This is a genomic window from Burkholderia ubonensis subsp. mesacidophila, assembly GCF_002097715.1.
Classification (GTDB): Bacteria; Pseudomonadota; Gammaproteobacteria; order Burkholderiales; family Burkholderiaceae; genus Burkholderia; species Burkholderia mesacidophila.
Genome location: NZ_CP020739.1, coordinates 166716 through 192006, shown reverse-complemented (window position 1 = coordinate 192006; position 25291 = coordinate 166716). Strand labels below are relative to the sequence as shown.

Below are 25291 nucleotides of genomic sequence, written 5' to 3'. Positions count from 1 at the left end.
GCGTCAGAACTGGTAGCCAACGCTCGCGTAATAGCCCCAGCCGGTCGAGCGGTTCTGGAACGGCCCGTCGCCGAAGTTCAGCTCGGTGCCGTTCCACTGGCCGCCGTTATGGAAGTAGCGGGCCGCGGTCCAGAACCGCCAATGCTTGAACGAATAGATCAGCACGTTCGTCGAGACGAACGCGGTGTCGGTGCGCGCGTCGCCGCCCGACCGCTCGCGCAGCTTCGAGCCGAAGTCGTAGTTGAAGAAGCCGACGTAGGTCAGATTGCCGCCGTTGAACGTGCCGATCGGGTAGATGTACTTCATCTGCGCGCGGTAGCCGTCCCACGAGTTCTGGTTGGCGGCGCCGTAGTTCTCCCACTGCCGGCGCACGTACAGGTTCGCGGACAGCAGCAGCTTCGTATGCGTGTCGATGTCGGTGCCGAAGCCCGCATACAGCGTGTTCTGGCGTCCCGCCGTGTTGTGCCCCTGGTCGTAGATCCAGTCGAACGCCACATACCACTCCTTGAACGGACCGAAGCCGAGGCGGCGGCCGACGAGATCGTCGATCGACACGCGCGGCTCCTGTTCGCTGAAGAGCGGCGATCCCTTGTTCGTGACGCCGGTGTCATAGCCGTTGCCGACGCCGAACACGCGCGGCACGTCCACGTAGCCGTACAGGTCGAACGGGCCCTTCCGGCCGAAGTACTCGTATTCCAGGTACACGTCGTTGGTCCGGTGCGGCCCGAAACGGATGTTCTTCGACCCGATCACGCCGAGGCTCTGGTGAAACCACGTCGACAGGTACGGCGACGGCGCGGGCGGCGGCGGCGGGTTCGGCACGACCGCGCCGCTCTCGGCGAGCAGCGGCGCGCCCGGCGGCGACTCGGCCCGCGCCGGCGTCGCGGCCAGCATGCCGGCCGCCAGGGTCAGCAGCGCGAGGCCGATGCGCGCCGCCGGGTATGTCGAATGCCTTTCACCTCTTGACTCGTTATTCAGTTCTTCTATGCACATGCGCCTGATCCTGCGTCCGTATTGTTGTTGTCGAAGGCTCGACGCGCCTCTCGTCGAGCATGGGCCGCCCCGCGTTCCGGTTGCCCCACAATCGAGCGCGCCGCCTGCTTCAGGTGCGCACGCGCATCGATGTTGACCAATCAGTCAGCTTCAGGCGTGTCCTGCGGATGAAACGGGAGGGATCAAGCACAACCCGTGCCATATATTGACCGTTCGGACAGGTTGCGGCGCGCGCGGCATCCGGCCGCCGCCGTGCGCGCCGCCGGGATCGTGGCACTGTTCCGGCCCGGCGGCACCGCACGACAGCGAAGCCGCGCGCGAGGCTCAGCGGTTTCGCTCGACGGGATGCGGCTCCCTGAGCCGGTTCGCGAGCCGCGCCGCGTCGTAGTAGGCGGCAGCCGGCGGCCGCTTCAGATAGCGCCCGGCGCCGCGCACCGCGCGCAGCTCGCCGTCCGCCCACGCCAGCGCGCCGCGCGTCAGCGTATGCGTCGCGACGCCCTGCACCGTCATCCCTTCGAACACATTGAAGTCCACCTTCTGATGATGCGTGTTGACCGAGATCGTCTTCGTCGCGGCGGGATCCCACACGACCAGATCGGCGTCCGCCCCCTCCTGCACCGCCCCCTTGCGCGGGTACAGGTTGAAGATCTGCGCGGCGTTCGTCGACGTGATCCGCACGAACTCGTTCGGCGTGATACGCCCGTGATTCACGCCGTGATGCCACAGCACCGACATCCGGTCCTCGACGCCGCCGCAGCCGTTCGGGATCTTCGTGAAATCGTCGCGGCCCATCGCCTTCTGCGACGCGCAGAACACGCAGTGATCGGTCGCCGTCGTATGCAGCTGCCCGGACTGCAGCCCGCGCCACAGCGCCTCGCGATGCCCGGCCGAGCGGAACGGCGGGCTCATCACGTGGGCCGCCGCGCGCGTCCAGTCCGGATCGCGGTAGACGGCTTCGTCGATCACGAGATGGCCCGGCAGCACTTCACCAAACACCCGCAGGCCTTCGATGCGCGCGCGCGCGATCGCGTCCACGGCGTCCTTCGACGACACGTGGACGATGTACACCGGCACACCGAGCACCTGCGCGATGCGGATTGCGCGGTTCGCGGCCTCGCCCTCCACTTCCGGCGGGCGCGACAGCGGATGCGCTTCCGGCCCGGTCATCCCGCGCGCGAGCAGCGCCTGCTGCAGGCGGAACACGAGCTCGCCGTTTTCCGCGTGCACGGTCGGCAGCGCGCCGAGCTCGAGCGAACGCGAGAAGCTGTTCACGAGGATCTCGTCGTCGGCCATGATCGCGTTCTTGTACGCCATGAAGTGCTTGAAGCTCGACACGCCGTGATCGTGGACGAGCGTGCCCATGTCGCGGTGCACGGTCTCGTCCCACCACGTCACCGCGACGTGGAAGCCGTAGTCGGCCGCCGCCTTCTCCGCCCAGCCGCGCCATTCGCGGAACGCGTCCATCAGCGGCTGCTTCGGGCTCGGGATCACGAAATCGATGATGCTCGTCGTCCCGCCCGCGAGCCCCGCGGCGGTGCCGGTGAAGAAATCGTCGCTCGCCGTCGTGCCCATGAACGGCAGCTCCATGTGCGTATGCGGATCGATGCCGCCCGGCATCACGTATTGGCCGTGCGCGTCGACGATCGTCGCGCCGGCCGGCGCGTCGATCTGCGCCGCGATCTGCAGGATCGTGCCGCCGTCCTGCGGGTCGGCGCACAGGATGTCCGCGCGATACGTGCGGTCCGCATCGACGACTGTGCCGCCGCGAATCAGGGTTGCCATGTTGCTGCCTCCTCGTTGACTGACAGTGTTCGAGCCACGCACGGCGACGCTTACGCGCTCGCGACTTGCGCGCTTTGCCCGGTACGCCATTTCATCCACGCCCCGTAAACAGCCGACGCCAGCACGAGGCCGACGAACCAGGCATAGGTGTAGAGCGTGTTGAAGAACGCCGGCACGTTCGGAAACGATGCGGGAAACGCCGTATGCAGGAAGCCCGGCAGGTTCGGCAGCACGCCGACCGCCAGTGCGGCGAGCGCCGCGGGGTTCCAGCCGCGCGCGTAGCTGAAGCGGCCGTTCTCGTCGAACAGCGCGCGCGTATCGAGCTGCGTGCCGCGGATCAGGAAGTAGTCGACCATCAGGATGCCCGCGACCGGCCCGAGCAGCGCCGAATAGCCGACCAGCCACGTGAAGATGTAGCCGTCGGTCGTCGCGAGGATCTTCCACGGCATCATCACGATCGCGATCGTCGCGGTGATCAGGCCGCCCGTGCGATACGAGATCCGCTTCGGCCACAGGCTGGAGAAATCGTAAGCAGGACCGACGAGATTCGCGGCGAGGTTGCAGCACATCGTGTCGAGCGTGAGGATCACGAGCGCGATGCCGACGCCGATGCCCGTCATTCGGCTCGTCAGGTCGATCGGATCCCAGATCGCCTTGCCGTAGATCACGACGGTCGCCGACGTCACGACCACCGACACGACCGACAGCAGCGCCATCGGCACCGGCAGCCCGATCGACTGCCCGATCACCTGGTCGCGCTGCGAATGCGCGAAGCGCGTGAAGTCCGGAATATTGAGCGCGAGCGTCGCCCAGAAGCCGACCATCGCGGTCAATCCCGGCCAGAACGTCGCCCAGAACAGCCCGGCCTTCCTGCCGCCGGCCGCGAACTGCGACGGCGCCGACAGCATCGAGCCGAACCCGCCCGCCTTCGACGTCGCCCACCAGACGAGCGCGACGCACATCACGACCTTGATCGGCGCCGACCAGCTTTCGAGCCAGCGGATCGAATCGGTGCCGTGCAGGATGAAATAGAGCTGCAGCGCCCAGAACACCAGGAAGCACGCCAGCTGCCCGACGGAAATGCCGACGACCGGCAGCGCGGCGCCGTGCAACGCATTGCCGGTCAGGATGTTCAGCAGCGTGTAGATCGCGCTGCCGCCGAGCCAGGTCTGGATGCCGTACCAGCCGCACGCGACGATCGCGCGCAGCAGCGCCGGCAGTTTCGCGCCCTGCGTGCCGAACGACGAGCGCACGAGCACCGCGTACGGGATGCCGTGCTTCGCGCCCGCGTGGCCGATCAGCAGCATCGGCGCGAGCACGATCAGGTTGCCGAGCAGCACGGTCAGCACCGCCTGCCACGGCGACATGCCCTCCTCGGTCAGGCCGGCCGCGAGCATGTACGACGCGATGTTCATCACCATCCCGACCCACAGCGCCGCGAAGTGATACCACTTCCACGTGCGCTGCGCGGCCGTCGTCGGCGCGAGGTCGTCGTTATAGAGACTGCCGCCGTGCGCGGCTGCGCCGTCGGGATCGGCGGGGTTCGCTGTCAGCTTCATCGAAAACGCTCCACGGAATCATCCACGCCCGCGCCGCATGGCGCGCGACGCCGGACCGGAAGGATCGGAAACGGCGCGCGGAACATGTCCCGCACGCCGCACACCGGTCAGGCAGCCTTCTCGTGCTTCGCAGGCGCCGCCGCGCTCGCGCCTGCATCGACGCGCGCCGGATTGTTCGGATGCGTGGTCCAGTTCGCATAGCCGCCCGCATCGACGCGCTCCATCGTGATGCACTGCTCGACCGGGCAGACATGCATGCATAAATTGCACCCGACGCATTCCGCGTCGATCACCTCGAAGTGGCGCACGCCGTCCTTCTCGCGCGTGATCGCCTGGTGCGACGTGTCCTCGCACGCGATATGGCACAGCCCGCACTGGATGCAGCGATCCTGGTCGATGCGCGCCTTGATGTCGTAGTTCAGGTTCAGGTATTGCCAGTCGGTGACGTTCGGCACCGCACGGCCGCGCACGTCGTCGAGCGTCGCGTAGCCTTTCTCGTCCATCCAGTTCGACAGGCCGTCCACGAGATCCGACACGATCCGGAAACCGTAATGCATCGCGGCCGTGCACACCTGTACGCTGCCCGCGCCGAGCACGATGAACTCGGCCGCGTCGCGCCACGTCGAAATGCCGCCGATGCCGGAGATCGGCAGGTGCGGCGTTTGCGGATCGCGCGCGATCTCGGCGACCATGTTCAGCGCGATCGGCTTGACCGCCGGCCCGCAGTAGCCACCGTGCGTGCCCTTGCCGTCGACCGTCGGGATCGGCGCCATCTGGTCGAGGTCCACCGCGACGATCGAGTTGATCGTGTTGATCAGCGACACGCCGTCCGCCCCGCCCTTGTATGCTGCGCGCGAGCCCATCCGGATGTCGCTGATGTTCGGCGTCAGCTTCACGAGGCACGGCAGCTTCGTGCCTTCCTTGACCCAGCGCGTGACCATCTCGACGTATTCCGGCACCTGCCCGACGGCCGCCCCCATCCCGCGCTCGCTCATCCCGTGCGGGCAGCCGAAGTTGAGCTCGACCGCATCGGCACCCGTATCCTCGACGAGCGGCAGGATCCATTTCCAGTCGCGTTCGTTGCACGGCACCATCAGCGACACGATCAGCGCGCGGTCCGGCCAGTCGCGCTTTACCTGCGCGATCTCGCGCAGGTTCACGTCGAGCGGACGGTCGGTAATCAGCTCGATGTTGTTCAGCCCCGCGATGCGCTGGCCGTTCCACTGCACCGCGCCGTAGCGCGAGCTGACGTTGACGACGTGCGGATCGAGCCCGAGCGTCTTCCAGACGACGCCGCCCCAGCCCGCTTCGAATGCGCGGTTCACGTTGTAGGCTTTGTCGGTCGGCGGCGCGGACGCGAGCCAGAAGGGATTCGGCGAAGTGATGCCCGCGATGGTGCAGCGAAGGTCGGCCATGTTCGGCTCCGTGAGTGTGGGGTCGTTGTCGTGATCGATCAGGTGGGCGATGTGTATTCGTGCTGCCGGCTCAGGCCGCCTGCGCGTCGCGCTGCACGAGGGCGGCGTCGATCGACGCCGCCGCGCGCTTGCCGTCCTGCACGGCCTGGACCGTCAGGTCGACGCCGCCCGTCGCCGCGCAATCGCCGCCCGCCCAGACATCCGGCAACGTGGTTCGTCCATCCTCGCCGACCGCGATCCGGCTACCGTCGAGCGTCAGCAGCTCGCGCTCGATGCCGACCGGCACTAGGGTCTGGCCGATCGCCTTCAGCACCATGTCGGCGTCGATCGTGAAGCGCTCGCCCGACGCCGCCTCGAATTCCACGCCCGTCACCTGCCCGTCGACGCCGCTCAGGCGCACCGGCTTCGCGTGCGTGACGAGCGTGACGCCGCTCTTCTGCGCGAACTCGCGTTCCGCCCAGGTCGCGCTCATCGCTTCCACGCCGCGGCGATAGACCATCGTGACGCGCGCCGCGCCGAGCTTGCGGCTCTGCACCGCCGCATCGACCGCCGTATTGCCGCCGCCGATCACGACCACGCGGCGTCCAACCGGTACGTTCTCGAGCGCATCGGCCTGCCGCACCTGCTCGATGAAATCGACTGCATTCATCACGCCGGCGAGGTCTTCGCCGTCGAGCGCCAGGGCCCGCACGCCACCGAGCCCGATCGCGAGAAACACTGCATCGTGCTGCTGGCGCAGCGCGTCGAGCGTCACGTCGCGTCCGAGCGCGACGCCCGTCTTCAGCTCGATGCCGCCCACCGACAACAGCCAGTCGACCTCGCGCTGCGCAAAATCGTCGACGGTCTTGTAGGCTGCGATGCCGTATTCGTTGAGCCCGCCCGCTTTCGCATGCGCGTCGAGCAGCGTGACGCGGTGCCCCGCGAGCGCGAGCCGATGCGCGCATGCGAGCCCGGCCGGCCCTGCGCCAACCACCGCGACGTGACGCCCGGTGTCGGGCGCACGCCGGAACGCTACGGCGCCCGACGCCATCGCCCAGTCGGTCGCGTGCCGCTGCAGCGCGCCGATCGCGACGGGCTGCGCGTCCTGGTGATTGCGCACGCATGCGCCTTCGCACAGGATCTCGGTCGGACATACGCGCGCGCACATCCCGCCGAGCGGGTTCGCGGACAGGATGTCCGTCGCCGCGCCTTTCAAGTTGCCGTTGCCGATCTTGCGGATGAAGCCGGGGATGTCGATCTGCGTCGGGCATGCGTGCACACACGGCGCGTCGTAGCAGTAGTGACAGCGGCTTGCCGCCGCGGCTGCGGCGCTCGGATCGAGCAGCGGCGAGATATCGGCGAATTCGCACGAGAGTTGCGTGGACGACAGGCGATGCGCGGCGATGTCGCCGGTTTGCTGGGTGGCCATACACGTTCCTTCGTCAAAGTGAGGACATAGCCGTGCCTGCCGGCTGCGCCGAGGCGGAGCCGGGACGGCGGTTTTATGGGCGATGCGGTCAGTCGATAACGGGAATGCCGGCTACGGCTGCGTCGTCATGAAGCGGATTCGCACGCGCGCGACAGCATCGCGTGCAGCAACACGTTCGCGCCTGCCTCGATCCATTCGGGCGTCGCGTCCTCGATTTCGTTGTGGCTGATGCCGTCGACGCACGGCACGAACACCATCGAAGTCGGCGCGACCTGGGCGAGATAGCATGCGTCGTGGCCCGCGCCCGACACGATGTCGCGATGCGAATAGCCGAAGCGCTCGGCCGCGGCGCGCACGGCCGTCACGCAGTCTGCATCGAACGCGACGGGCTTGTAGTAGAAGATCTGTTCGAGCTGCGTGTCGAGACCGATGCCGCCCGCGATGCGTGCGACGCCGTCGCGCAGCGCGGCGTCCATCTGCGCGAGCACGGCGTCGTCCGGATGCCGGAAGTCGACGGTGAAGAACACCCGCCCCGGGATCACGTTCCGCGAATTCGGAAAGACCTGCATCATGCCGACCGTCGCGCACGCGAACGGCGCGTGATCGAGCCCGATCCGGTTGACGAGATCGACGACGCGCGACGCGCCCAGCAGCGCATCGCGGCGGCGCGGCATCGGCGTCGGGCCGGCATGCGCCTCCTGTCCCGTCAGCGTGATTTCATACCAGCGCTGCCCCTGCGCGTCGGTGACGACGCCGATCGTCTTCTGCTCCGCTTCGAGAATCGGCCCCTGTTCGATATGCAGCTCGAACGCCGCGTGCAGCGGGCGCCCGCCGCACGGCACGTCGCCCGCATAACCGATGCGCGCGAGCTCGTCGCCGATCGTCTTGCCGTCGACGTCCTTGCGCGACAGGCCGTAGTCGAGCGAGAACACGCCGGCGAACACGCCCGACGCGACCATCGCGGGTGCGAAGCGCGAGCCCTCCTCGTTGGTCCAGATCACGACTTCGACCGGATGTTCGGTTTCGATCCCGTAGTCATTAAGACTGCGAATCACTTCGAGCCCGCCCAGCACGCCGTAGATGCCATCGAACCGGCCGCCGGTCGGCTGCGAATCCGCATGCGACCCGGTGACGACGGGCGGCGCGCCCGGCACGCGGCCCTCGCGACGCATGAACACGTTTCCCATCTGGTCGACCGTCACCGTGCAGCCGGCGGCTTTCGCCCAGCTGACGATCAGGTCGCGGCCGGCTTTGTCCAGATCGGTGAGGGCGAGACGGCAGACGCCGCCTTTCGGCGTCGCGCCGATCTTCGCCATCTGCATCAGGCTGTCCCACAAACGCTTGCCGTCGACCTTGATCGACGGGTCGAGTGCCGCCCGCTTCGCTGCTTCGGATACCGCGTTCATTCGCGTCGCTCCTCTGGATCAGTCATGCTGTCGATTCAGTCGCTGCCGGTGCATGCGCGGCCTGTTCCGGGGCATGGCCGCACGCGCAGGGTGCACGTTTCCGGTTCACTGCCGACGAGTGACCGGGCGATTTGCCGGGGTCCGCCGCCGCTCGTCCAATCCTGTCCGATTGGACAGGTTTTAGGCGAATCCCATTGGCAAATCAATGTCTTTCTTGCGTGAAGACATGTAGCGAGAAGCGTGCCACTGCGTCGCAGCATTGCGTGATGTGCACCGCGATCCGGGTGCGTGCCAGCCCGTGTACGAGCGGCTAGAATGAAGCGCAACGCGGCATCCGCGCCGCGCGAGGCCAACGATGAAACGTGACGAAGCCGTATCCGAAGCGATGGAAAGCGACGCAACGCCCACGCCTTTGCGGCGGCGCAAGGCGCACATCCGCGAGTCGAATGAAGCGCATCTGCTTGCGTGCGCCGAAGCCGTGTTCGCGGAGCGCGGACTCGAAGGCGCGAGCACGGCGATGATCGCCGAACGCGCGGGCCTGCCAAAGGCCAACCTGCATTACTACTTCCCGACGAAGCTGGCGCTGTACCGCCGGGTGCTCGAAGACCTGTTCGAGGACTGGCATCGGGCGGCCAATACGTTCGAGAACAGCGACGATCCGGTCGAAGCGATCGGCGGCTACGTGCGAGCGAAGATGGAGTTGTCGCGCCGGCGGCCGCTGGGCTCGAAGGTCTGGGCCAACGAGATCATCCACGGCGCGGAGCACATGCAGGACATCCTGGCGCAGCGCGTCAAGCCGTGGTTCGATACGCGTGTGAAGGTGATCGACGACTGGGTCGCGCGCGGGCTGCTCGCGCCGATCGACGCGCAGGCGCTAATGTATCTGATTTGGGCGACGACCCAGCATTATGCGGACTTCGATGCGCAGATCCGCGCGCTGAGCGGCAAGCGCGCGCTGACGCAGAAGGCGTTCGCGGAGAAAACCGAGCAGGTCGTGCAGCTCGTGATTCGTGCGTGCGGAGCGGTTTCGCCGAACGCGAAACGATAGGCGGCAATGCCGCGCGGTCGTCGGAGATATTTCTGGCGCTGGAAATGCAAAAACCCCCGCCGGATGGGCGGGGGTTTCTGGCTAAGGGAGCCTGACGATTACCTACTTTCACACGGGAATCCGCACTATCATCGGCGTAGAGTCGTTTCACGGTCCTGTTCGGGATGGGAAGGGGTGGGACCGACTCGCTATGGTCATCAGGCAAAGAGGGTTGTCGCGCGGCTTCGCAGCGCGACCAATCTGGGAAGAAGCAGTAATCTTGGGTTGTGCGTATCAGCACATCGCGGTCATTCAACCGCTCTGTAAAACAGACTTGTTATAGGATCAAGCCTTACGGGCAATTAGTATCAGTTAGCTGAACGCATTACTGCGCTTACACACCTGACCTATCAACGTCCTGGTCTCGAACGACCCTTCAAGGGGATCTAGTCCCCAGGGATATCTCATCTTAAGGCGAGTTTCCCGCTTAGATGCTTTCAGCGGTTATCTCTTCCGAACATAGCTACCCGGCGATGCCACTGGCGTGACAACCGGTACACCAGAGGTTCGTCCACTCCGGTCCTCTCGTACTAGGAGCAGCCCCCTTCAAATATCCAACGCCCACGGCAGATAGGGACCAAACTGTCTCACGACGTTTTAAACCCAGCTCACGTACCTCTTTAAATGGCGAACAGCCATACCCTTGGGACCGGCTACAGCCCCAGGATGAGATGAGCCGACATCGAGGTGCCAAACACCGCCGTCGATATGAACTCTTGGGCGGTATCAGCCTGTTATCCCCAGAGTACCTTTTATCCGTTGAGCGATGGCCCTTCCATACAGAACCACCGGATCACTATGACCTGCTTTCGCACCTGCTCGACTTGTCGGTCTCGCAGTTAAGCACGCTTATGCCATTGCACTATCAGCACGATTTCCGACCGTACCTAGCGTACCTTCGTACTCCTCCGTTACGCTTTGGGAGGAGACCGCCCCAGTCAAACTGCCTACCATGCACTGTCCCCGACCCGGATCACGGGCCAAGGTTAGAACCTCAAACAAACCAGGGTGGTATTTCAAGGACGGCTCCACCGAAACTAGCGTTCCGGTTTCATAGCCTCCCACCTATCCTACACAGATCGGTTCAAAGTCCAATGCAAAGCTACAGTAAAGGTTCATGGGGTCTTTCCGTCTAGCCGCGGGTAGATTGCATCATCACAAACACTTCAACTTCGCTGAGTCTCGGGAGGAGACAGTGTGGCCATCGTTACGCCATTCGTGCAGGTCGGAACTTACCCGACAAGGAATTTCGCTACCTTAGGACCGTTATAGTTACGGCCGCCGTTTACCGGGACTTCAATCAAGAGCTTGCACCCCATCATTTAATCTTCCGGCACCGGGCAGGCGTCACACCCTATACGTCCACTTTCGTGTTTGCAGAGTGCTGTGTTTTTATTAAACAGTCGCAGCCACCAGTTTATTGCAACCCCTTCACCCTCCTGGCGCAGGCCAGTCAAGCTACAAGGGCGTACCTTATCCCGAAGTTACGGTACCAATTTGCCGAGTTCCTTCTCCCGAGTTCTCTCAAGCGCCTTAGAATACTCATCTCGCCCACCTGTGTCGGTTTGCGGTACGGTCATCGTTAGACTGAAGCTTAGAGGCTTTTCTTGGAACCACTTCCAATTGCTTCGCTCCCTAAGGAGCTCGCGCCACACCCTTGAATCCTGCGCCCGGATTTGCCTAAGCGCCTTCTCCAATGCAGCGACCGGGACTTCCAACACCCGGACAACCTTCCGCGATCCGTCCCCCCATCGCATCTAACAATGGTGCAGGAATATTGACCTGCTTCCCATCAGCTACGCATTTCTGCCTCGCCTTAGGGGCCGACTCACCCTACGCCGATGAACGTTGCGTAGGAAACCTTGGGCTTACGGCGAGGGGGCCTTTCACCCCCTTTATCGCTACTCATGTCAGCATTCGCACTTCCGATACCTCCAGCACCCTTTACAAGGCACCTTCGCAGGCTTACGGAACGCTCTCCTACCATGCGAGCAAAGCTCGCATCCGCAGCTTCGGTATATAGCTTAGCCCCGTTACATCTTCCGCGCAGGACGACTCGATCAGTGAGCTATTACGCTTTCTTTAAAGGGTGGCTGCTTCTAAGCCAACCTCCTGACTGTTTTAGCCTTCCCACTTCGTTTCCCACTTAGCTATATTTGGGGACCTTAGCTGGCGGTCTGGGTTGTTTCCCTCTTGACACCGGACGTTAGCACCCGATGTCTGTCTCCCGTGATTGCACTCTTCGGTATTCGGAGTTTGCTATGGCGGGGTAATCTGCAATAGACCCCCCAACCATGACAGTGCTCTACCCCCGAAGGTGAGACACGAGGCACTACCTAAATAGTTTTCGGAGAGAACCAGCTATTTCCAAGTTTGTTTAGCCTTTCACCCCTATCCACAGCTCATCCCCTAACTTTTCAACGTTAGTGGGTTCGGACCTCCAGTACGTGTTACCGCACCTTCATCCTGGCCATGGATAGATCACTTGGTTTCGGGTCTACGCCCAGCAACTGAACGCCCTATTCGGACTCGCTTTCGCTACGCCTGCCCTATACGGTTAAGCTTGCTACTGAACGTAAGTCGCTGACCCATTATACAAAAGGTACGCCGTCACCCCTTACGAGGCTCCGACTGTTTGTATGCATGCGGTTTCAGGATCTATTTCACTCCCCTCCCGGGGTTCTTTTCGCCTTTCCCTCACGGTACTGGTTCACTATCGGTCGATCACGAGTATTTAGCCTTGGAGGATGGTCCCCCCATCTTCAGACAGGATTTCACGTGTCCCGCCCTACTTGTCGCACACCTAGTTCTTTCATACTGTTTTCGCCTACAGGGCTATCACCTGCTATGGCCGCACTTTCCAGAGCGTTCGGCTAACAATACAAATAAAGAGTGCAAGGCTCATCCCATTTCGCTCGCCACTACTTTGGGAATCTCGGTTGATTTCTTTTCCTGCGGTTACTTAGATGTTTCAGTTCACCGCGTTCGCTTCACTAGACCTATGTATTCAGTCTAGGATGACCCAAAAGGGCCGGGTTTCCCCATTCGGACATCTACGGATCAAAGCTCGTTTGCCAGCTCCCCGTAGCTTTTCGCAGGCTACCGCGTCCTTCATCGCCTGTGATCGCCAAGGCATCCACCACATGCACTTGTTCGCTTGACCCTATAACGAGTCTGTCTTGCGACGACTGTTACAGGTTGAGTTCTCGCGTTGTGCCGTATTCCAATTGAGTCAAACATAGAGTTCGAATCATCTTGAGATACATCGATACAATCACAACCCGGATAGTTTCCACGTCCATCTCAAAGACGCTTCCGCTATCCAAATTACTTACTTCTTCCAGATTGTTAAAGAACGACAGCCGATATGGTGTTACTCATATCACTCTGACTGGCTCAATCGCCAATGACAAAGACTCGAACAATCATCATTCGAATGTTTGTCATTGAAGATTGGTGGAGGCAGACGGGATCGAACCGACGACCCCCTGCTTGCAAAGCAGGTGCTCTCCCAGCTGAGCTATGCCCCCATACAGAGACTTCCCAGGGTTTCAGCCTGTCGGCATGGGGCGCTCGTAAGCGCTGAAGCGCTAACGATCACCGACACGTCAGACAATTGGTGGGTCTGGTTGGATTCGAACCAACGACCCCCGCCTTATCAAGACGGTGCTCTAACCGACTGAGCTACAGACCCCTGAGTCTGTCTTGATTTACAGCCGATAAGCGTGAGCGCTCAACTTCGCGAGATAGCTCTAGAAAGGAGGTGATCCAGCCGCACCTTCCGATACGGCTACCTTGTTACGACTTCACCCCAGTCATGAATCCTACCGTGGTGACCGTCCTCCTTGCGGTTAGACTAGCCACTTCTGGTAAAACCCACTCCCATGGTGTGACGGGCGGTGTGTACAAGACCCGGGAACGTATTCACCGCGGCATGCTGATCCGCGATTACTAGCGATTCCAGCTTCATGCACTCGAGTTGCAGAGTGCAATCCGGACTACGATCGGTTTTCTGGGATTAGCTCCCCCTCGCGGGTTGGGACCCTCTGTTCCGACCATTGTATGACGTGTGAAGCCCTACCCATAAGGGCCATGAGGACTTGACGTCATCCCCACCTTCCTCCGGTTTGTCACCGGCAGTCTCCTTAGAGTGCTCTTGCGTAGCAACTAAGGACAAGGGTTGCGCTCGTTGCGGGACTTAACCCAACATCTCACGACACGAGCTGACGACAGCCATGCAGCACCTGTGCGCCGGTTCTCTTTCGAGCACTCCCGAATCTCTTCGGGATTCCGACCATGTCAAGGGTAGGTAAGGTTTTTCGCGTTGCATCGAATTAATCCACATCATCCACCGCTTGTGCGGGTCCCCGTCAATTCCTTTGAGTTTTAATCTTGCGACCGTACTCCCCAGGCGGTCAACTTCACGCGTTAGCTACGTTACTAAGGAAATGAATCCCCAACAACTAGTTGACATCGTTTAGGGCGTGGACTACCAGGGTATCTAATCCTGTTTGCTCCCCACGCTTTCGTGCATGAGCGTCAGTATTGGCCCAGGGGGCTGCCTTCGCCATCGGTATTCCTCCACATCTCTACGCATTTCACTGCTACACGTGGAATTCTACCCCCCTCTGCCATGCTCTAGCCTGCCAGTCACCAATGCAGTTCCCAGGTTGAGCCCGGGGATTTCACATCGGTCTTAGCAAACCGCCTGCGCACGCTTTACGCCCAGTAATTCCGATTAACGCTCGCACCCTACGTATTACCGCGGCTGCTGGCACGTAGTTAGCCGGTGCTTATTCTTCCGGTACCGTCATCCCCCGACCATATTAGGATCAAGGATTTCTTTCCGGACAAAAGTGCTTTACAACCCGAAGGCCTTCTTCACACACGCGGCATTGCTGGATCAGGGTTTCCCCCATTGTCCAAAATTCCCCACTGCTGCCTCCCGTAGGAGTCTGGGCCGTGTCTCAGTCCCAGTGTGGCTGGTCGTCCTCTCAGACCAGCTACTGATCGTCGCCTTGGTAGGCCTTTACCCCACCAACTAGCTAATCAGCCATCGGCCAACCCTATAGCGCGAGGCCCGAAGGTCCCCCGCTTTCATCCGTAGATCGTATGCGGTATTAATCCGGCTTTCGCCGGGCTATCCCCCACTACAGGACATGTTCCGATGTATTACTCACCCGTTCGCCACTCGCCACCAGGTGCAAGCACCCGTGCTGCCGTTCGACTTGCATGTGTAAGGCATGCCGCCAGCGTTCAATCTGAGCCAGGATCAAACTCTTCAGTTCAAACCTGTTACTGTTTTCGGTTCCGTAGAACCGGTCGCTCACTCAAAGCTGACAGGAATATGAATTGCTTCATAAACCTGACTTACTTTAGTGTGAGACTCTTGATACTTTTGCTAATCCGATCCAAGGATCGGCTCGCTGTCATCAAGCGCCCACACTTATCGGCTGTTAATTTTTAAAGAGCATTTCTGCGAGAAGTACCGCTTTCTCGGCAGCGCTGCGTTGTCAGCAGCAGAGAAATGAGATTATGAACTCTGTTTCGCAGTTCGTCAACAACTTTTTTTACTACATCGTTGCGACTGCGGGGTTCATCTTCCTCGGCGACCCCGGCGCCTGAATCCAGACACCCGAACCGCTTCGCTTCCCCTCTTCCGCGCCGCGTTGCCGTTAGCGCGAAAGAGGCGTGATTCTAGGCACGTCCTACGTTCTGCGCAAGGGGTTTCGTGAAATAAATTCAAAAGCCCACGTTAAGCACGTTGTCCAATAACGCACGTCTCTCTATATATAGATGAAACGTACGGGACGCACCGCACAAACCCGATCGTGCTGCCCGCACCTGATTGACCTCCCCGGCGCCACGCCTCCATACAGGATCCCATTTATGGGATGAAGGTCGAATGCGCCGTCGAGTATCATGCCGCGATCGCACCACGCACAATGACCAACGATGGACAGCTCCACTCAATCTGACGAAGCCGATCTCCGCGCCGAATACGCAGCACTACGCCAACGCGCCGCCGCGTTGGAGGAACAGGTCCCACCGCTCCTGCAACGCATTTCAAATGTGCTGCCTCGTATCGGGGGACAATCCGAGCCGGCGGATGATTACCGGGAACTGCTGGTCGGCGCGCGCAACGCCGCACTGGTGGCCATCGAGAACTACCAGCAGGCGATCCCCTTCCTGCAGACTGCGGAATCGATCGTCGAACAGCTGGACAAGACGCCCGAACGTGACGAGGACGCGGAGTGGCGCGATGCGCTGCTGCAGCGCCTCGATGAACTGATCGACGTCGCGACCGTGATGATCGACGATGCGGAAACGCATTACGGCATGGCGCAGGAAACCAATCCCGCCGACGTGCCGCCATCCCTGCTCGACGATTGAACAGCCGCGACCTCCGGCAACAAGCAGTGAGCCCATGCAAATCGGCTCACTGCTCCGATCGGCGATGCAGTCCGCACCGCCCTCCATATATCAGAAGCAGCAACAGCCCTTGTTCGAGCCCTTCCGGATCGACAGCACGGTTAGCCTGACGCACATCCGCTCGCTCCCCCGCCCGCTTCCCGTAAAAGCTCACCTCGAGCGACGGAACCCCATCGAATCAGCTCGCCCGCATCAACCGGGACTGACGCAGCAACTCCCCAAAAGCGGTGCCATCCGGTAGGCGAGTACTCGGCGGACTTGATCCGCCTGCCCGACGCACACCAGGTCCGCATTAACATCTGCACGCGTCAAATTTACCGCGGCCACCTGAGCATAGATTGCCGTCGAAATACCAAGCGCAGAAACCGTCAGTGCCAGGGAAAATGGCCAATTTCATACTAGTTAATCGCACCGACACTCGCGCGACCGGCCTAAAAATTCACCCACACATTAACCACTTCGACGAATCATGAAATTGTCAATACGGGGTAACGTGCTGGCGACTGCATCTTTTCGCGCAACGACATAGAGATGGAAAAGCTATTGATTTACATCAATTCGATGTCCCCCTTTACATGGACACGCCTTCAGGAAGCGTTGCCGACTCAATACTGGTGCGAATAGAATCGCATCCGACACATACAACCTTTCGGTAACCGGGTGAGGGCAGCAAGCTCGCCCAATCGCCAACTCGGCCCCCGGCACGACCAATGCACCGGCCTTTCCGGCCAACACCCGCGCGCTCGACACCGGATAGCGATAGTCGCAAGACTGCTCGCCATATTAGAGAGTCGTCGTACTCTGGGATACGCGGGACAGCGCCAGCGCGCATAAAAATACATGCAAAATAAATGCGTGATTTAGTATGACCAGGATCAAATGAGATGACATTCAGCAAAAACTGAGAAAAATCTCAGATTTCAAATCGCATAAATTTGTTATCTTCTTGCAACCATCCTGTCGGGTGATTCAAATTTCGCACCGCCATTTCAAAGCAATGGCCACCCTGCGCGCATTTCAATCGATGCCGCGAGCTTCACTTCACTATAGCCAGTATTTTCGATTTGCCATTGGTCGAGTTTCGTCGATTGGTGTTGAGGTTAAAGATACAAGGTTGACGGCGCTCATTTGGAGTGGTTCTCATGAAGCAAATAGTTTCAACGAGCAACGGATCTCTCGATAGCCGAGCCCGGATCGTCGCGTTCCCGTTCGCGGGCGGCAGCGACGCCAGCTACATCGACATCGCGCGCGAACTGGGCGACGCATTCGCTTTCACGACGCTCAGCCTGCCCGGTCGGGGCGCGACCCAGCACATCCCGTTCTACGACGACTGGCCGTCTCTCGTCGACGATCTCGCGACTGAAATCGCGCGGCTCGACGACGGGGCGCCGCTGTTCCTGTTCGGCCACAGCCTCGGCGCACTGCTCGCCTACGAAGTGGCACGCGAGCTCGAGCAACGCGGCGGCGTGCAGCCGGCCGGCGTCCTCCTGTCGGGCCATCCCGCGCCGTCGCGCGAACGCGCAACCGACGCGTGGCGTCAGCGGACGCACGCGCTGCCCGACGCCGGCTTCGTCGAAGCCGTGCGGCGCTGGGGCTTCTTCCCGGATGCCGTGCTCGACGATCCCGACGTCGCCCGCTACGTTCTCCCGCCGCTGCGGGCCGACCTGCGACTCGCGGAAACCTATCGGCACGCGCGCGGCGGCGTAATGCGCGCGCCCTGCGCGATCTACGGCGGTGCGGCCGATCCGAGCACGACCGTCGACGATCTGCACGCATGGCGCGCGCACGTTTCGCCGCACCATGCCTGCCCGGTCGAATCGTTCGACGGCAATCACTTCTATTTTCTGGATCCGTCGTCCCGCGCGGCGCTGTGCGCGAGCGTCGCCGGCCACATCGAGCAGTGGCTCGCAGCGCGCCCCGCGTCGATCGTCGCCGCAGCGCCCGACGCGGACACGCGCGTCGCCGCGTGCCTGCGCGCGGTCGACGATTGGGGCGATGCGCATTCGGTGCTCGCCGCGATTCGCGAGCACGTCGTACGCACGCCCGATGCGCTCGCGCTGAAGGACGGCGAGCGCACGTGGACCTACCGCCAATTCGCGTCGCATGCGGTCGATCTCGCCGACGCGTTTCGCGCGGCAGGCGTCGCCCGGCAGGACGTCGTCGGCGTCTTGCTGCCGCACGGCGCCGAGTACGTGCTGACGATCGTCGCCGCCTGGTCGATCGGCGCGTCGGTGTGCCTGCTCGAGAAGAGCTGGCCGGATTCGCTCGTCGGCGAATTCGTCGCGAGCTGCCGCGTCGCGCAGATCGCGACGATCCCCGCGCTGCTCGCGCGCGCAACCCGGCATCTGCCCGACGCGCGCTGCACGCTCGTCGACGCCTGGCCGCCGCACGCGGAGCGCGAATGGACGCCCGTCGCGGCACGCCGCGACGACATCGCGTTCGTGTCGCTGACCAGCGGCTCGACCGGCAAGCCGAAGGCCGTTCTCACGACGCACATCGGCACGAGCTACTGCTTCCACGCGCGCGACGCGCTGTACCCCTACGCCGACGGCGAACGCGAAGGCCTCAACGTGTTTCTCGCGTGGGAATGCCTGCGGCCGCTGATGTTCGGCCTCCCGGCCATCGTCATCGGCGACGACGTGATCTTCGATCCGCCCAGGCTCGTCGCGCTGCTGCGCGAGGAACGCATCACGCGGCTCGTCGTCACGCCGTCGCTGCTCGAAAGCGTGCTCGATTTCCCCGGCATCGCCGCGCAACTGCGCGACGCGCTCGCGCACATGTCCGCGTGGTTCCTGATGGGCGAGGTCGTGCCGCAGCGCGTCGTCGACAAGGCGCGCGCGGCGTTTCCGCCGTCGGTGCGGCTCGTCAACGCGTACAGCACGTGGGAAAGCCTCGACGTTTGCTACGCCGACCTGCTGCCGTCGCGCGCCGACGCCGGCAGCCAGCGCGTGCCGATCGGCCGGCCGCTGCCCGGCTGTGCGCTCGCGGTGCTCGACGAAACGGGGCGCGCGGTGCCGGCCGGCGAGACGGGTGAGCTTTACATCGCATCGCCCGGCCTCGGCCCCGGCTATCTCGACGATGCGGCGCGCACCGCCGAGAAATTCCTGCCGTCCGTGCGCGCGCTCGCCGAGCGCGGCCACGACGCGCCTGTCTACCGGACGGGCGACCGCGCGCGGCTGCTGCCGGACGGCCAGATCGCGATCCTCGGCCGCATCGACAACACGGTGAAGATTCGCGGCTTCAAGGTGCTGCTGCACGCGATCGAAAACGTGCTCGACGCGGTCGACGGCGTCAGCAAGTCGCTCGTCGTGCCGATCGACGATCCGCACACGCGGCAACCGGCGACGCTCGCCGCCTACGTCGTCGGCGTCGACGGCGCGCCGTCCGACACGACGCTCGCGCGGCTGCGCCAGCAAGCGCGCGCGAAGCTGCCCGAATACGCGGTGCCCGCGCATTTCATCGGCCTCGACGCGTTTCCGCTGCGCGCGGGCACGTCGCGCAAGCTCGACAAGCACGCGCTGCCTGTGCCGACTTCTGCGACAAACGCCTCGCACGACACCGCGGCCCCGGTCGCGGGCGACGGGCTGGAGGCGCGACTCGCGGACGTCTGGCGCGACGTGCTCGGCGTCGCGTCGGTCGCTCGCGACGATCACTTCTTCGAGCTCGGCGGCAATTCACTGAGCGCCGCGAAGGCGGTCGGCCTGCTCGGCGAGCGGCTCGGGCTGACACTCGCCGTCGTCGACCTCTATCAGCACAGCCGGCTGCGGGATCTCGCCGACTACTGCCGCCGCTCGCGAGACGCTGCCGCGCGCCCGCGCACGGACGACACCCGCAAGCCACACGCCGCGCGCGCGACGGCGGCCGCAGACGCGCCGAAAGTCGCGATCGTCGGCATGGCCGGACGCTTCCCGGGCGCGAACTCGGTCGACGCGTTCTGGCGCAATCTGACGGAAGGCGTCGACAGCCTGTCGCGCTTCACGCGCGAGCAGTTGCTCGCGAAGGGCGTCGACGCCGCGCAGCTCGATCATCCGGACTGGGTGTCGGCCGCGCAGGTGGTCGGCGACGCGGACAAGTTCGACGCGCTGTTCTTCGGCATCGGCCCGCGCGAAGCGGTGCTGATGGACCCGCAGCACCGGCTCTTCATGGAAGTCGCGTGGACCGCGCTCGAACACGCGGGCTATGCCCGCAGCGACAACCGCTATCGCACGCGCACCGGCGTGTTCGCAAGCTGCGGGATCGACGGCTATCTCGTCCATCACCTGCAAGGCGGCGGTCTGCTCACGCCGCTCGATCCGGGCCGTCTGATGCTCACCGAGATCGGCAACGAGAAGGACTACATCGCGACGCGCGTCGCGTACCAGCTCGATCTCGGCGGGCCCGCGGTGTCGGTCGGCGCCGCGTGCAGCAGCGCGCTCGTCGCGGTCGCGCAGGCGGTGCAGGCGATCCGCGCCGGCCAATGCGAGATGGCGATCGCTGGCGCGTCCGCGCTGTCGTTCCCGAACTTCGGCTTCTGCCACGAGGACGGCCTCGTCGGCAGCGCCGACGGCCACGTGCGGCCGCTCGACACGCGCGCGAGCGGCACGCTGTTTGGCGATGCCGTCGGCGCGGTCGTGCTGAAGCGCCTCGATCTCGCCGAAGCGGACGGCGATCCGATCCTCGCGGTGATCTCGGGCGTCGGGCTGTCGAACGACGGCCGGATGAAGGCGGGCTACACCGCGCCGAATGCGGACGCGCAGCGGCGCTGCATCGTCGATGCGCTCGACATGGCGGGCGTGCGCTCCGAGCAGATCTCGTACGTCGAGTGCCATGCGACCGCGACGCTGATCGGCGACGCGATCGAGCTGAAAGGACTGTCCGACGCATTCGCGCAGACGCGCGGCGACGACGCGCCCATCGCGGGCAGCTGCGCGATCGGCAGCGTGAAAGGCAACATCGGCCATGCGAACTGCGCGGCCGGCATCACCGGGCTCATCAAGACCGTGTTGCAGCTTCAGCACCGACAGCGCGTGCCGACCGTGCATTTCGACACGCTCAATCCGAAGCTCGTGCCGTTCGTCGGGCACGATGCGTCGCCGTTCGTCGTGCAACGTGACGTCGACGACTGGGCGGTCGCCGATCCGTCGACGCAATTGCCGCGGCGCGCCGGCGTGTCGAGCTTCGGAATCGGCGGCACGAATGCGCACGTGATCGTCGAGGAAGCGCCCGCGCGCGCCACCGCGCCTGCCGACGGCGTGCCGCGTGCGCGCCACCTGATAACCGCGTCCGCGCGCACGCCGGGCGCACTCGCACGCAACCTGCGCGCGCTCGCCGAGCGCGTCGCGACAACGGACGCGGCCGAGCTCGGATCCGCAGCGTATACGCTGCACGTCGCGCGCGAAGCGCATCCGCTGCGGGTCGCGGTCGCCGTGCCCGCGCAGCCGGCTGAAGCGGCCGCCGCGCTCCGGGAACGCGCCGGCGCGCTTGCCGACGCGCCCGACGCAGCGGTTCGCGCCAAGCCCGGCGCGACCATCGCGTTCTGCTTCTCCGGCCAGGGTTCGCAGCATCCGGGCATGGCGCGCGAGCTGTATCGATCGAATGCGGAGGCCGGCCGCTTCCGCCACCACTTCGACGCCGCGTGCGCGGCGCTCGAACGCGCGCTCGGCGCGCCGATCGCGGACGCGATCCTGAACGCCGACGACGATGCGATGCGCCGTCCGCTCGTCACGCAATGCGGGCTGTTCGCCGTCGAGCACGCGCTCGCGGCGGTGCTCGGCGAGTACGGCGTGCGGCCCGTCGCGGTCGCGGGACACAGCATCGGCCAGTACGCGGCCGCGGTCGCCGCCGAGGCGCTCACGCTCGACCAGGCGGCCGCGCTCGTCGCGGCGCGCGCGAGCGCGACCGACGCATTGACGAGGTTCGCCGCGGCCGACGGCACGCACGCGCGCGGCGGCATGCTCGCCGTGACGGGCGACGAAGCGCGCATCGAGCAGTGGATCGCGCAGCGCGCCGATCTCTGGATCGCGGTGCGCAACGCGCCAGGCACGCTCGTGCTCGCAGGCGCCGAACCGGCGCTTGCCGACGCCGCACGCGCGCTCGCCGCGCTCGATTGCCGATGCCGGCCGGTGCCGGTGTCGCACCCGTTCCATACGCCGCTGATGCAGCCCGTCGCCGATGCGCTCGCCGCACAGCGCATCGACGGTGCGACGCCGCGGATTCCGATGACGTGCAACGTGTCGGGCGGTTGGCTCGGCGCCGACGCCGCATCGGCCGACTACTGGGCGCGCCATCTGCTCGAGCCGGTGCGCTGGTCGGACAACGTCGCCGCCCTGCTGCGCTGGCAGCCCGACGTCGTGCTCGAAATCGGCCCCGGTACCGTGCTGTGCAGCCTGATCGGCAAGCACCTCGCGGCGGGCGCCGACATCGGAGCGCACGCGCCGCGCGTGCTGCCGGCGCTGCCCGCCGCGCGCAGCGAAACGAACGATGCCGAGCACTTCTGCAACATGATCGGCGAATTGTGGAGCGCGGGCGTGCCGATCGACTGGCGCGCGTACCACGCGCACGAGGCCGCGTCGCCCGGCCGCGCGCTCGCGCGCGCACCGCTGCCCGCGTATGCGTTCGAACCCGACAGCTATTGGACCAGGCCGGAAGCGTCGATCTATGTCGACACGGCGCCCGCTTCGGTCGAGGCCGAAGCGTCGACGGGGACATGCTCCAGCGAATGCGAATGCGCGTGCGCTTCCCGCATCGACCCGCCGCACGCTCCCGCATCGCGCTGGCTCGCGCGACCCAGGCCGCGCCGCCGGCCGCGCATGAAGCTGTACTGCTTCCCGTACGCGGGCGGCAGCAGCCGCAGCTTCGACGGCTGGGCGCGCACCGCGCCCGCCTGGCTCGACATCGTCGCGATCGAATGGCCCGGCCGCAACGCGCGCGCCGAGGAATCGCCCGCGCACGACGACACCGACGACCTCGCCGCGCGCGACGCGATCGCCGCCGCGATCGTCGCGGATGCGGGCGACCTGCCCGTCGCGTTCTGCGGTCTGAGCTACGGCGGCGCGGCCGCGACCGAGCTGCTGGCCGGGCCGCTGCGCGCATGGGCGGCGAGCGGCCAGGTGAAGGGGCTCGTCGTCGTCGGCCGTGCGCCGCTCCTCGAGCAGCCCGCGATCGACGCGCCCGCGGACAGCTTCCTGCTCGTCCCCGCTGCGCTGCGCGACGATCCGTTGTGGCAGGAAATCTTCCGGCCGGTGCTCGAAGCCGACCTCGACGCCGATACGCGCACCGCGCACCGGATCGCGCAGCGCTGGCGCGACGGCGGCCGGCAGCCGCTGCTGACGATCCCGTTGCAGATTCACGGCGGCGAAAGCGATCCGGCGTTCGACTGGCGGCTCGCCGGCGACTGGGCGCGGATCTCGTCCGCACCGCTCGCGGGCCGGCACGCGTATCCGGGCGGCCACGACTTCATGATGCGATGCGAAGCCGAGATCGTCGCACGCGTGGCCGCCTGGTTGCGGCCGCAACGCGATGCGCGCACGACGCCGCCCGCACCGACGTTCGCGCTGCACTGGCAGCCGAGCGCGCCGATCGTCGTGGATGCGACGAACACTGCGCCGCTGCCCGAGTGCGCGGTCTACACGACGGGCCGCGAAGCCGACGTGTTCGAATGGCTCGCGCCGCGCCTGCGCACGAGCGACGGCCACGCGGCGCTGCTGTGCATCGGCGCGGCCGACGATCCGCTCGGCGTCGCGCAATGCGCGGGCGTCGTCAGGCTGTGGCAGGCGCTCGCCGCGCGCGAATGCGCGGGCACGCTGACGCTCGTGCTGCCGGCCGACGCGCGAAGCGGCCCGCTCGTCGGCGCAGCGCGCGTCGCGAGCGCCGAGCATGAGGCGCTGCGCGTGCGGCTCGTGCTCGCCGACGATCATCCGGATCTCGCGCCGCGCGCCGCCGATGCGCGCTGGGCCGCCGAACTCGCGCGCGACGCCGCGCACCTTGCGAACGAACCGTGGCTGCTGCGCCGCGCCGGCCGGATCTGCGTGCCGCGCCTGCTGCCGCACGCGGCGCCGACGTTGCCCGCAGGCGCGCTCGGCGCGGCAGGCGGCCCATATCTGGTCACCGGCGCAACGGGCGGCGTCGGCCGCGCGCTCGTCGACTGGCTGATCGACGAGCAGCAGGTGCCGCCGGGCCGGATCGTCGCGCTGTGCCGCGACGCCGCCTCCGCGCCGCGCGGCGTGCGCGCCGTATCGGTCGATCTCGAAGACGCGCACGCGCTCGACGCCGCGCTTGAATCGATCGATGAAGTCGAAGGCATCTTCCATCTCGCCGGCGTGCTCGACGACGGCCTCATCGCGAATCTCGACGACGCGCGGCTGCGCCGCGTGCTCGCGCCGAAGCAGAGCCTCGCCGCGCTGCTCGCGCACGCACCGCGCTGGCGCACGCGCTGGACGGTCGCGTTCTCGTCGACGAGCGCGCTGCTCGGCGTGCCGGGCCAGGCGAATTACGCGGCCGCGAACGCGTGGCTCGATCAGCTCGCCTGCTGGCCCCCGCAGCCCCCGCAGCCCGGAACGGCCGGCCAGCCGCCCGTGCTGAGCATCCAGTGGGGCAGTTGGGCCGAAGTCGGGATGAGCGCGCGCAACGACCGGGCGCTGCGTCGCGCAATTCAGGACGGTGAGCGCCCGCTCGCGCCCGACGCCGCTTTCGCCGCGCTCGGCGCGCTGCTCGCCGACGCGCTTGCCGGCGCGACGGCCGGACGCCAGTTCGCGGTGTGCGACGTCGACTGGCCGCGCTCGCCGTGGCGCGACGCGCCGATCGTCGCCGAGATCGCGCGCGGCGATGCGTCCGTCGCCGCGACGGCGAGCACGCCCGCGCCGCGCACGGCGGCCGCCATTCGCATCGACGGCGGCCCGGACCCGGCACGCTCGATACAGCCGGCGAACGAATCCGCGCGCCCCGCAAGCTCACGCGACCCCGTTCGCACGTTCCTCGAAGACTACGTGAGCCGCTGGGACGAGCGGCTCGATCTCGCGACGCTCGGGCTCGATTCGCTCGATCTCGCGCAGATGCGCAACGGCTTTTTCAAGAAATTCGGTGTGCAAATACCGCTTTCGACGCTCGCATCGCCGACGCTGAAGATCGGCGAGCTGGCCCGCCGGATGCGGAACGTCGCCGGTATCGCGGACGAATAGATCCGTCCTTCCCGTCAACCGCGCATTCAGACGCGGCCGCAAAGAAGAGGTCGC

9 protein-coding genes, 2 tRNA genes and 3 rRNA genes are annotated in these 25291 nt (G+C 64.9%); 3 read left to right on the top strand and 11 right to left on the bottom strand.

The window, feature by feature from the left end:
- Nucleotides 1–3 precede the first annotated feature (3 nt).
- The 6 genes from B7P44_RS33185 to B7P44_RS33160 all read right to left on the bottom strand — a co-directional run bounded on the left by B7P44_RS33185 (nucleotide 4) and on the right by B7P44_RS33160 (nucleotide 8563).
- On the bottom strand, nucleotides 4–993 hold the full coding sequence (locus B7P44_RS33185; RefSeq protein ID WP_084910270.1) for a nucleoside-specific channel-forming protein Tsx: 990 nt from the start codon (nucleotides 991–993) through the stop codon (nucleotides 4–6).
- Between the two features lie 324 nt (nucleotides 994–1317).
- Nucleotides 1318–2775: a dihydropyrimidinase gene (gene hydA, locus B7P44_RS33180; protein ID WP_084910269.1), complete on the bottom strand. Its 1458-nt coding sequence runs from the start codon at nucleotides 2773–2775 to the stop codon at nucleotides 1318–1320.
- A gap of 50 nt (nucleotides 2776–2825) precedes the next feature.
- Entirely contained in the window at nucleotides 2826–4334 is a 1509-nt protein-coding gene (locus B7P44_RS33175; RefSeq protein WP_084910268.1) for an NCS1 family nucleobase:cation symporter-1, read from the bottom strand.
- A 107-nt stretch (nucleotides 4335–4441) separates the two neighbouring features.
- Nucleotides 4442–5749 (bottom strand): NAD-dependent dihydropyrimidine dehydrogenase subunit PreA, encoded by a 1308-nt coding sequence (gene preA, locus B7P44_RS33170; RefSeq protein WP_084910267.1) that lies wholly within the window; start codon nucleotides 5747–5749, stop codon nucleotides 4442–4444.
- A gap of 70 nt (nucleotides 5750–5819) precedes the next feature.
- A complete protein-coding gene (locus B7P44_RS33165) occupies nucleotides 5820–7157 on the bottom strand; it encodes an NAD(P)-dependent oxidoreductase (RefSeq protein ID WP_084910266.1) in 1338 nt (445 codons plus the stop codon).
- Nucleotides 7158–7282: 125 nt separating this feature from the next.
- Nucleotides 7283–8563, bottom strand: a complete 1281-nt coding sequence (locus tag B7P44_RS33160; protein WP_084910265.1) for a Zn-dependent hydrolase — start codon at nucleotides 8561–8563, stop codon at nucleotides 7283–7285.
- A 355-nt stretch (nucleotides 8564–8918) separates the two neighbouring features.
- Here B7P44_RS33160 and B7P44_RS33150 point away from each other — a divergent pair, with 355 nt between their 5' ends.
- Nucleotides 8919–9611 (top strand): TetR/AcrR family transcriptional regulator, encoded by a 693-nt coding sequence (locus B7P44_RS33150; protein ID WP_084910264.1) that lies wholly within the window; start codon nucleotides 8919–8921, stop codon nucleotides 9609–9611.
- Nucleotides 9612–9700: 89 nt separating this feature from the next.
- Here B7P44_RS33150 and rrf read toward each other — a convergent pair.
- The 5 genes from rrf to B7P44_RS33125 form a co-directional block, all read right to left on the bottom strand.
- Nucleotides 9701–9813 (bottom strand): 5S ribosomal RNA (rrf, locus tag B7P44_RS33145).
- 118 nt (nucleotides 9814–9931) lie between these two features.
- Nucleotides 9932–12813, bottom strand: a 23S ribosomal RNA gene (locus tag B7P44_RS33140).
- A 291-nt stretch (nucleotides 12814–13104) separates the two neighbouring features.
- Nucleotides 13105–13180 (bottom strand) — tRNA-Ala (locus B7P44_RS33135).
- A gap of 87 nt (nucleotides 13181–13267) precedes the next feature.
- Nucleotides 13268–13344 (bottom strand) — tRNA-Ile (locus B7P44_RS33130).
- Nucleotides 13345–13406: 62 nt separating this feature from the next.
- Nucleotides 13407–14938 (bottom strand): 16S ribosomal RNA (locus tag B7P44_RS33125).
- The 16S, 23S and 5S rRNA genes sit together here with 2 tRNA genes alongside, the layout of an rRNA operon.
- Nucleotides 14939–15605: 667 nt before the next feature.
- Here B7P44_RS33125 and B7P44_RS33115 point away from each other — a divergent pair.
- Together B7P44_RS33115 and B7P44_RS33110 are read left to right on the top strand one after the other, a co-directional pair.
- Nucleotides 15606–16043 carry an ATPase gene (locus tag B7P44_RS33115; protein WP_084910263.1) on the top strand — a complete coding sequence of 146 codons (438 nt, stop codon included), beginning with the start codon at nucleotides 15606–15608 and terminating at the stop codon, nucleotides 16041–16043.
- Between the two features lie 1181 nt (nucleotides 16044–17224).
- Nucleotides 17225–25237, top strand: a complete 8013-nt coding sequence (locus tag B7P44_RS33110; RefSeq protein WP_084910262.1) for a type I polyketide synthase — start codon at nucleotides 17225–17227, stop codon at nucleotides 25235–25237.
- The last annotated feature ends 54 nt before the right edge of the window (nucleotides 25238–25291 follow it).

Coding starts and splice junctions, on each gene's coding strand:
- B7P44_RS33185 (WP_084910270.1), bottom strand. CDS start 993: ATGTGCATAGAAGAACTGAATAACGAGTCAAGAGGTGAAAGGCATTCG.
- hydA (WP_084910269.1), bottom strand. CDS start 2,775: ATGGCAACCCTGATTCGCGGCGGCACAGTCGTCGATGCGGACCGCACG.
- B7P44_RS33175 (WP_084910268.1), bottom strand. CDS start 4,334: ATGAAGCTGACAGCGAACCCCGCCGATCCCGACGGCGCAGCCGCGCAC.
- preA (WP_084910267.1), bottom strand. CDS start 5,749: ATGGCCGACCTTCGCTGCACCATCGCGGGCATCACTTCGCCGAATCCC.
- B7P44_RS33165 (WP_084910266.1), bottom strand. CDS start 7,157: ATGGCCACCCAGCAAACCGGCGACATCGCCGCGCATCGCCTGTCGTCC.
- B7P44_RS33160 (WP_084910265.1), bottom strand. CDS start 8,563: ATGAACGCGGTATCCGAAGCAGCGAAGCGGGCGGCACTCGACCCGTCG.
- B7P44_RS33150 (WP_084910264.1), top strand. CDS start 8,919: ATGAAACGTGACGAAGCCGTATCCGAAGCGATGGAAAGCGACGCAACG.
- B7P44_RS33115 (WP_084910263.1), top strand. CDS start 15,606: ATGGACAGCTCCACTCAATCTGACGAAGCCGATCTCCGCGCCGAATAC.
- B7P44_RS33110 (WP_084910262.1), top strand. CDS start 17,225: ATGAAGCAAATAGTTTCAACGAGCAACGGATCTCTCGATAGCCGAGCC.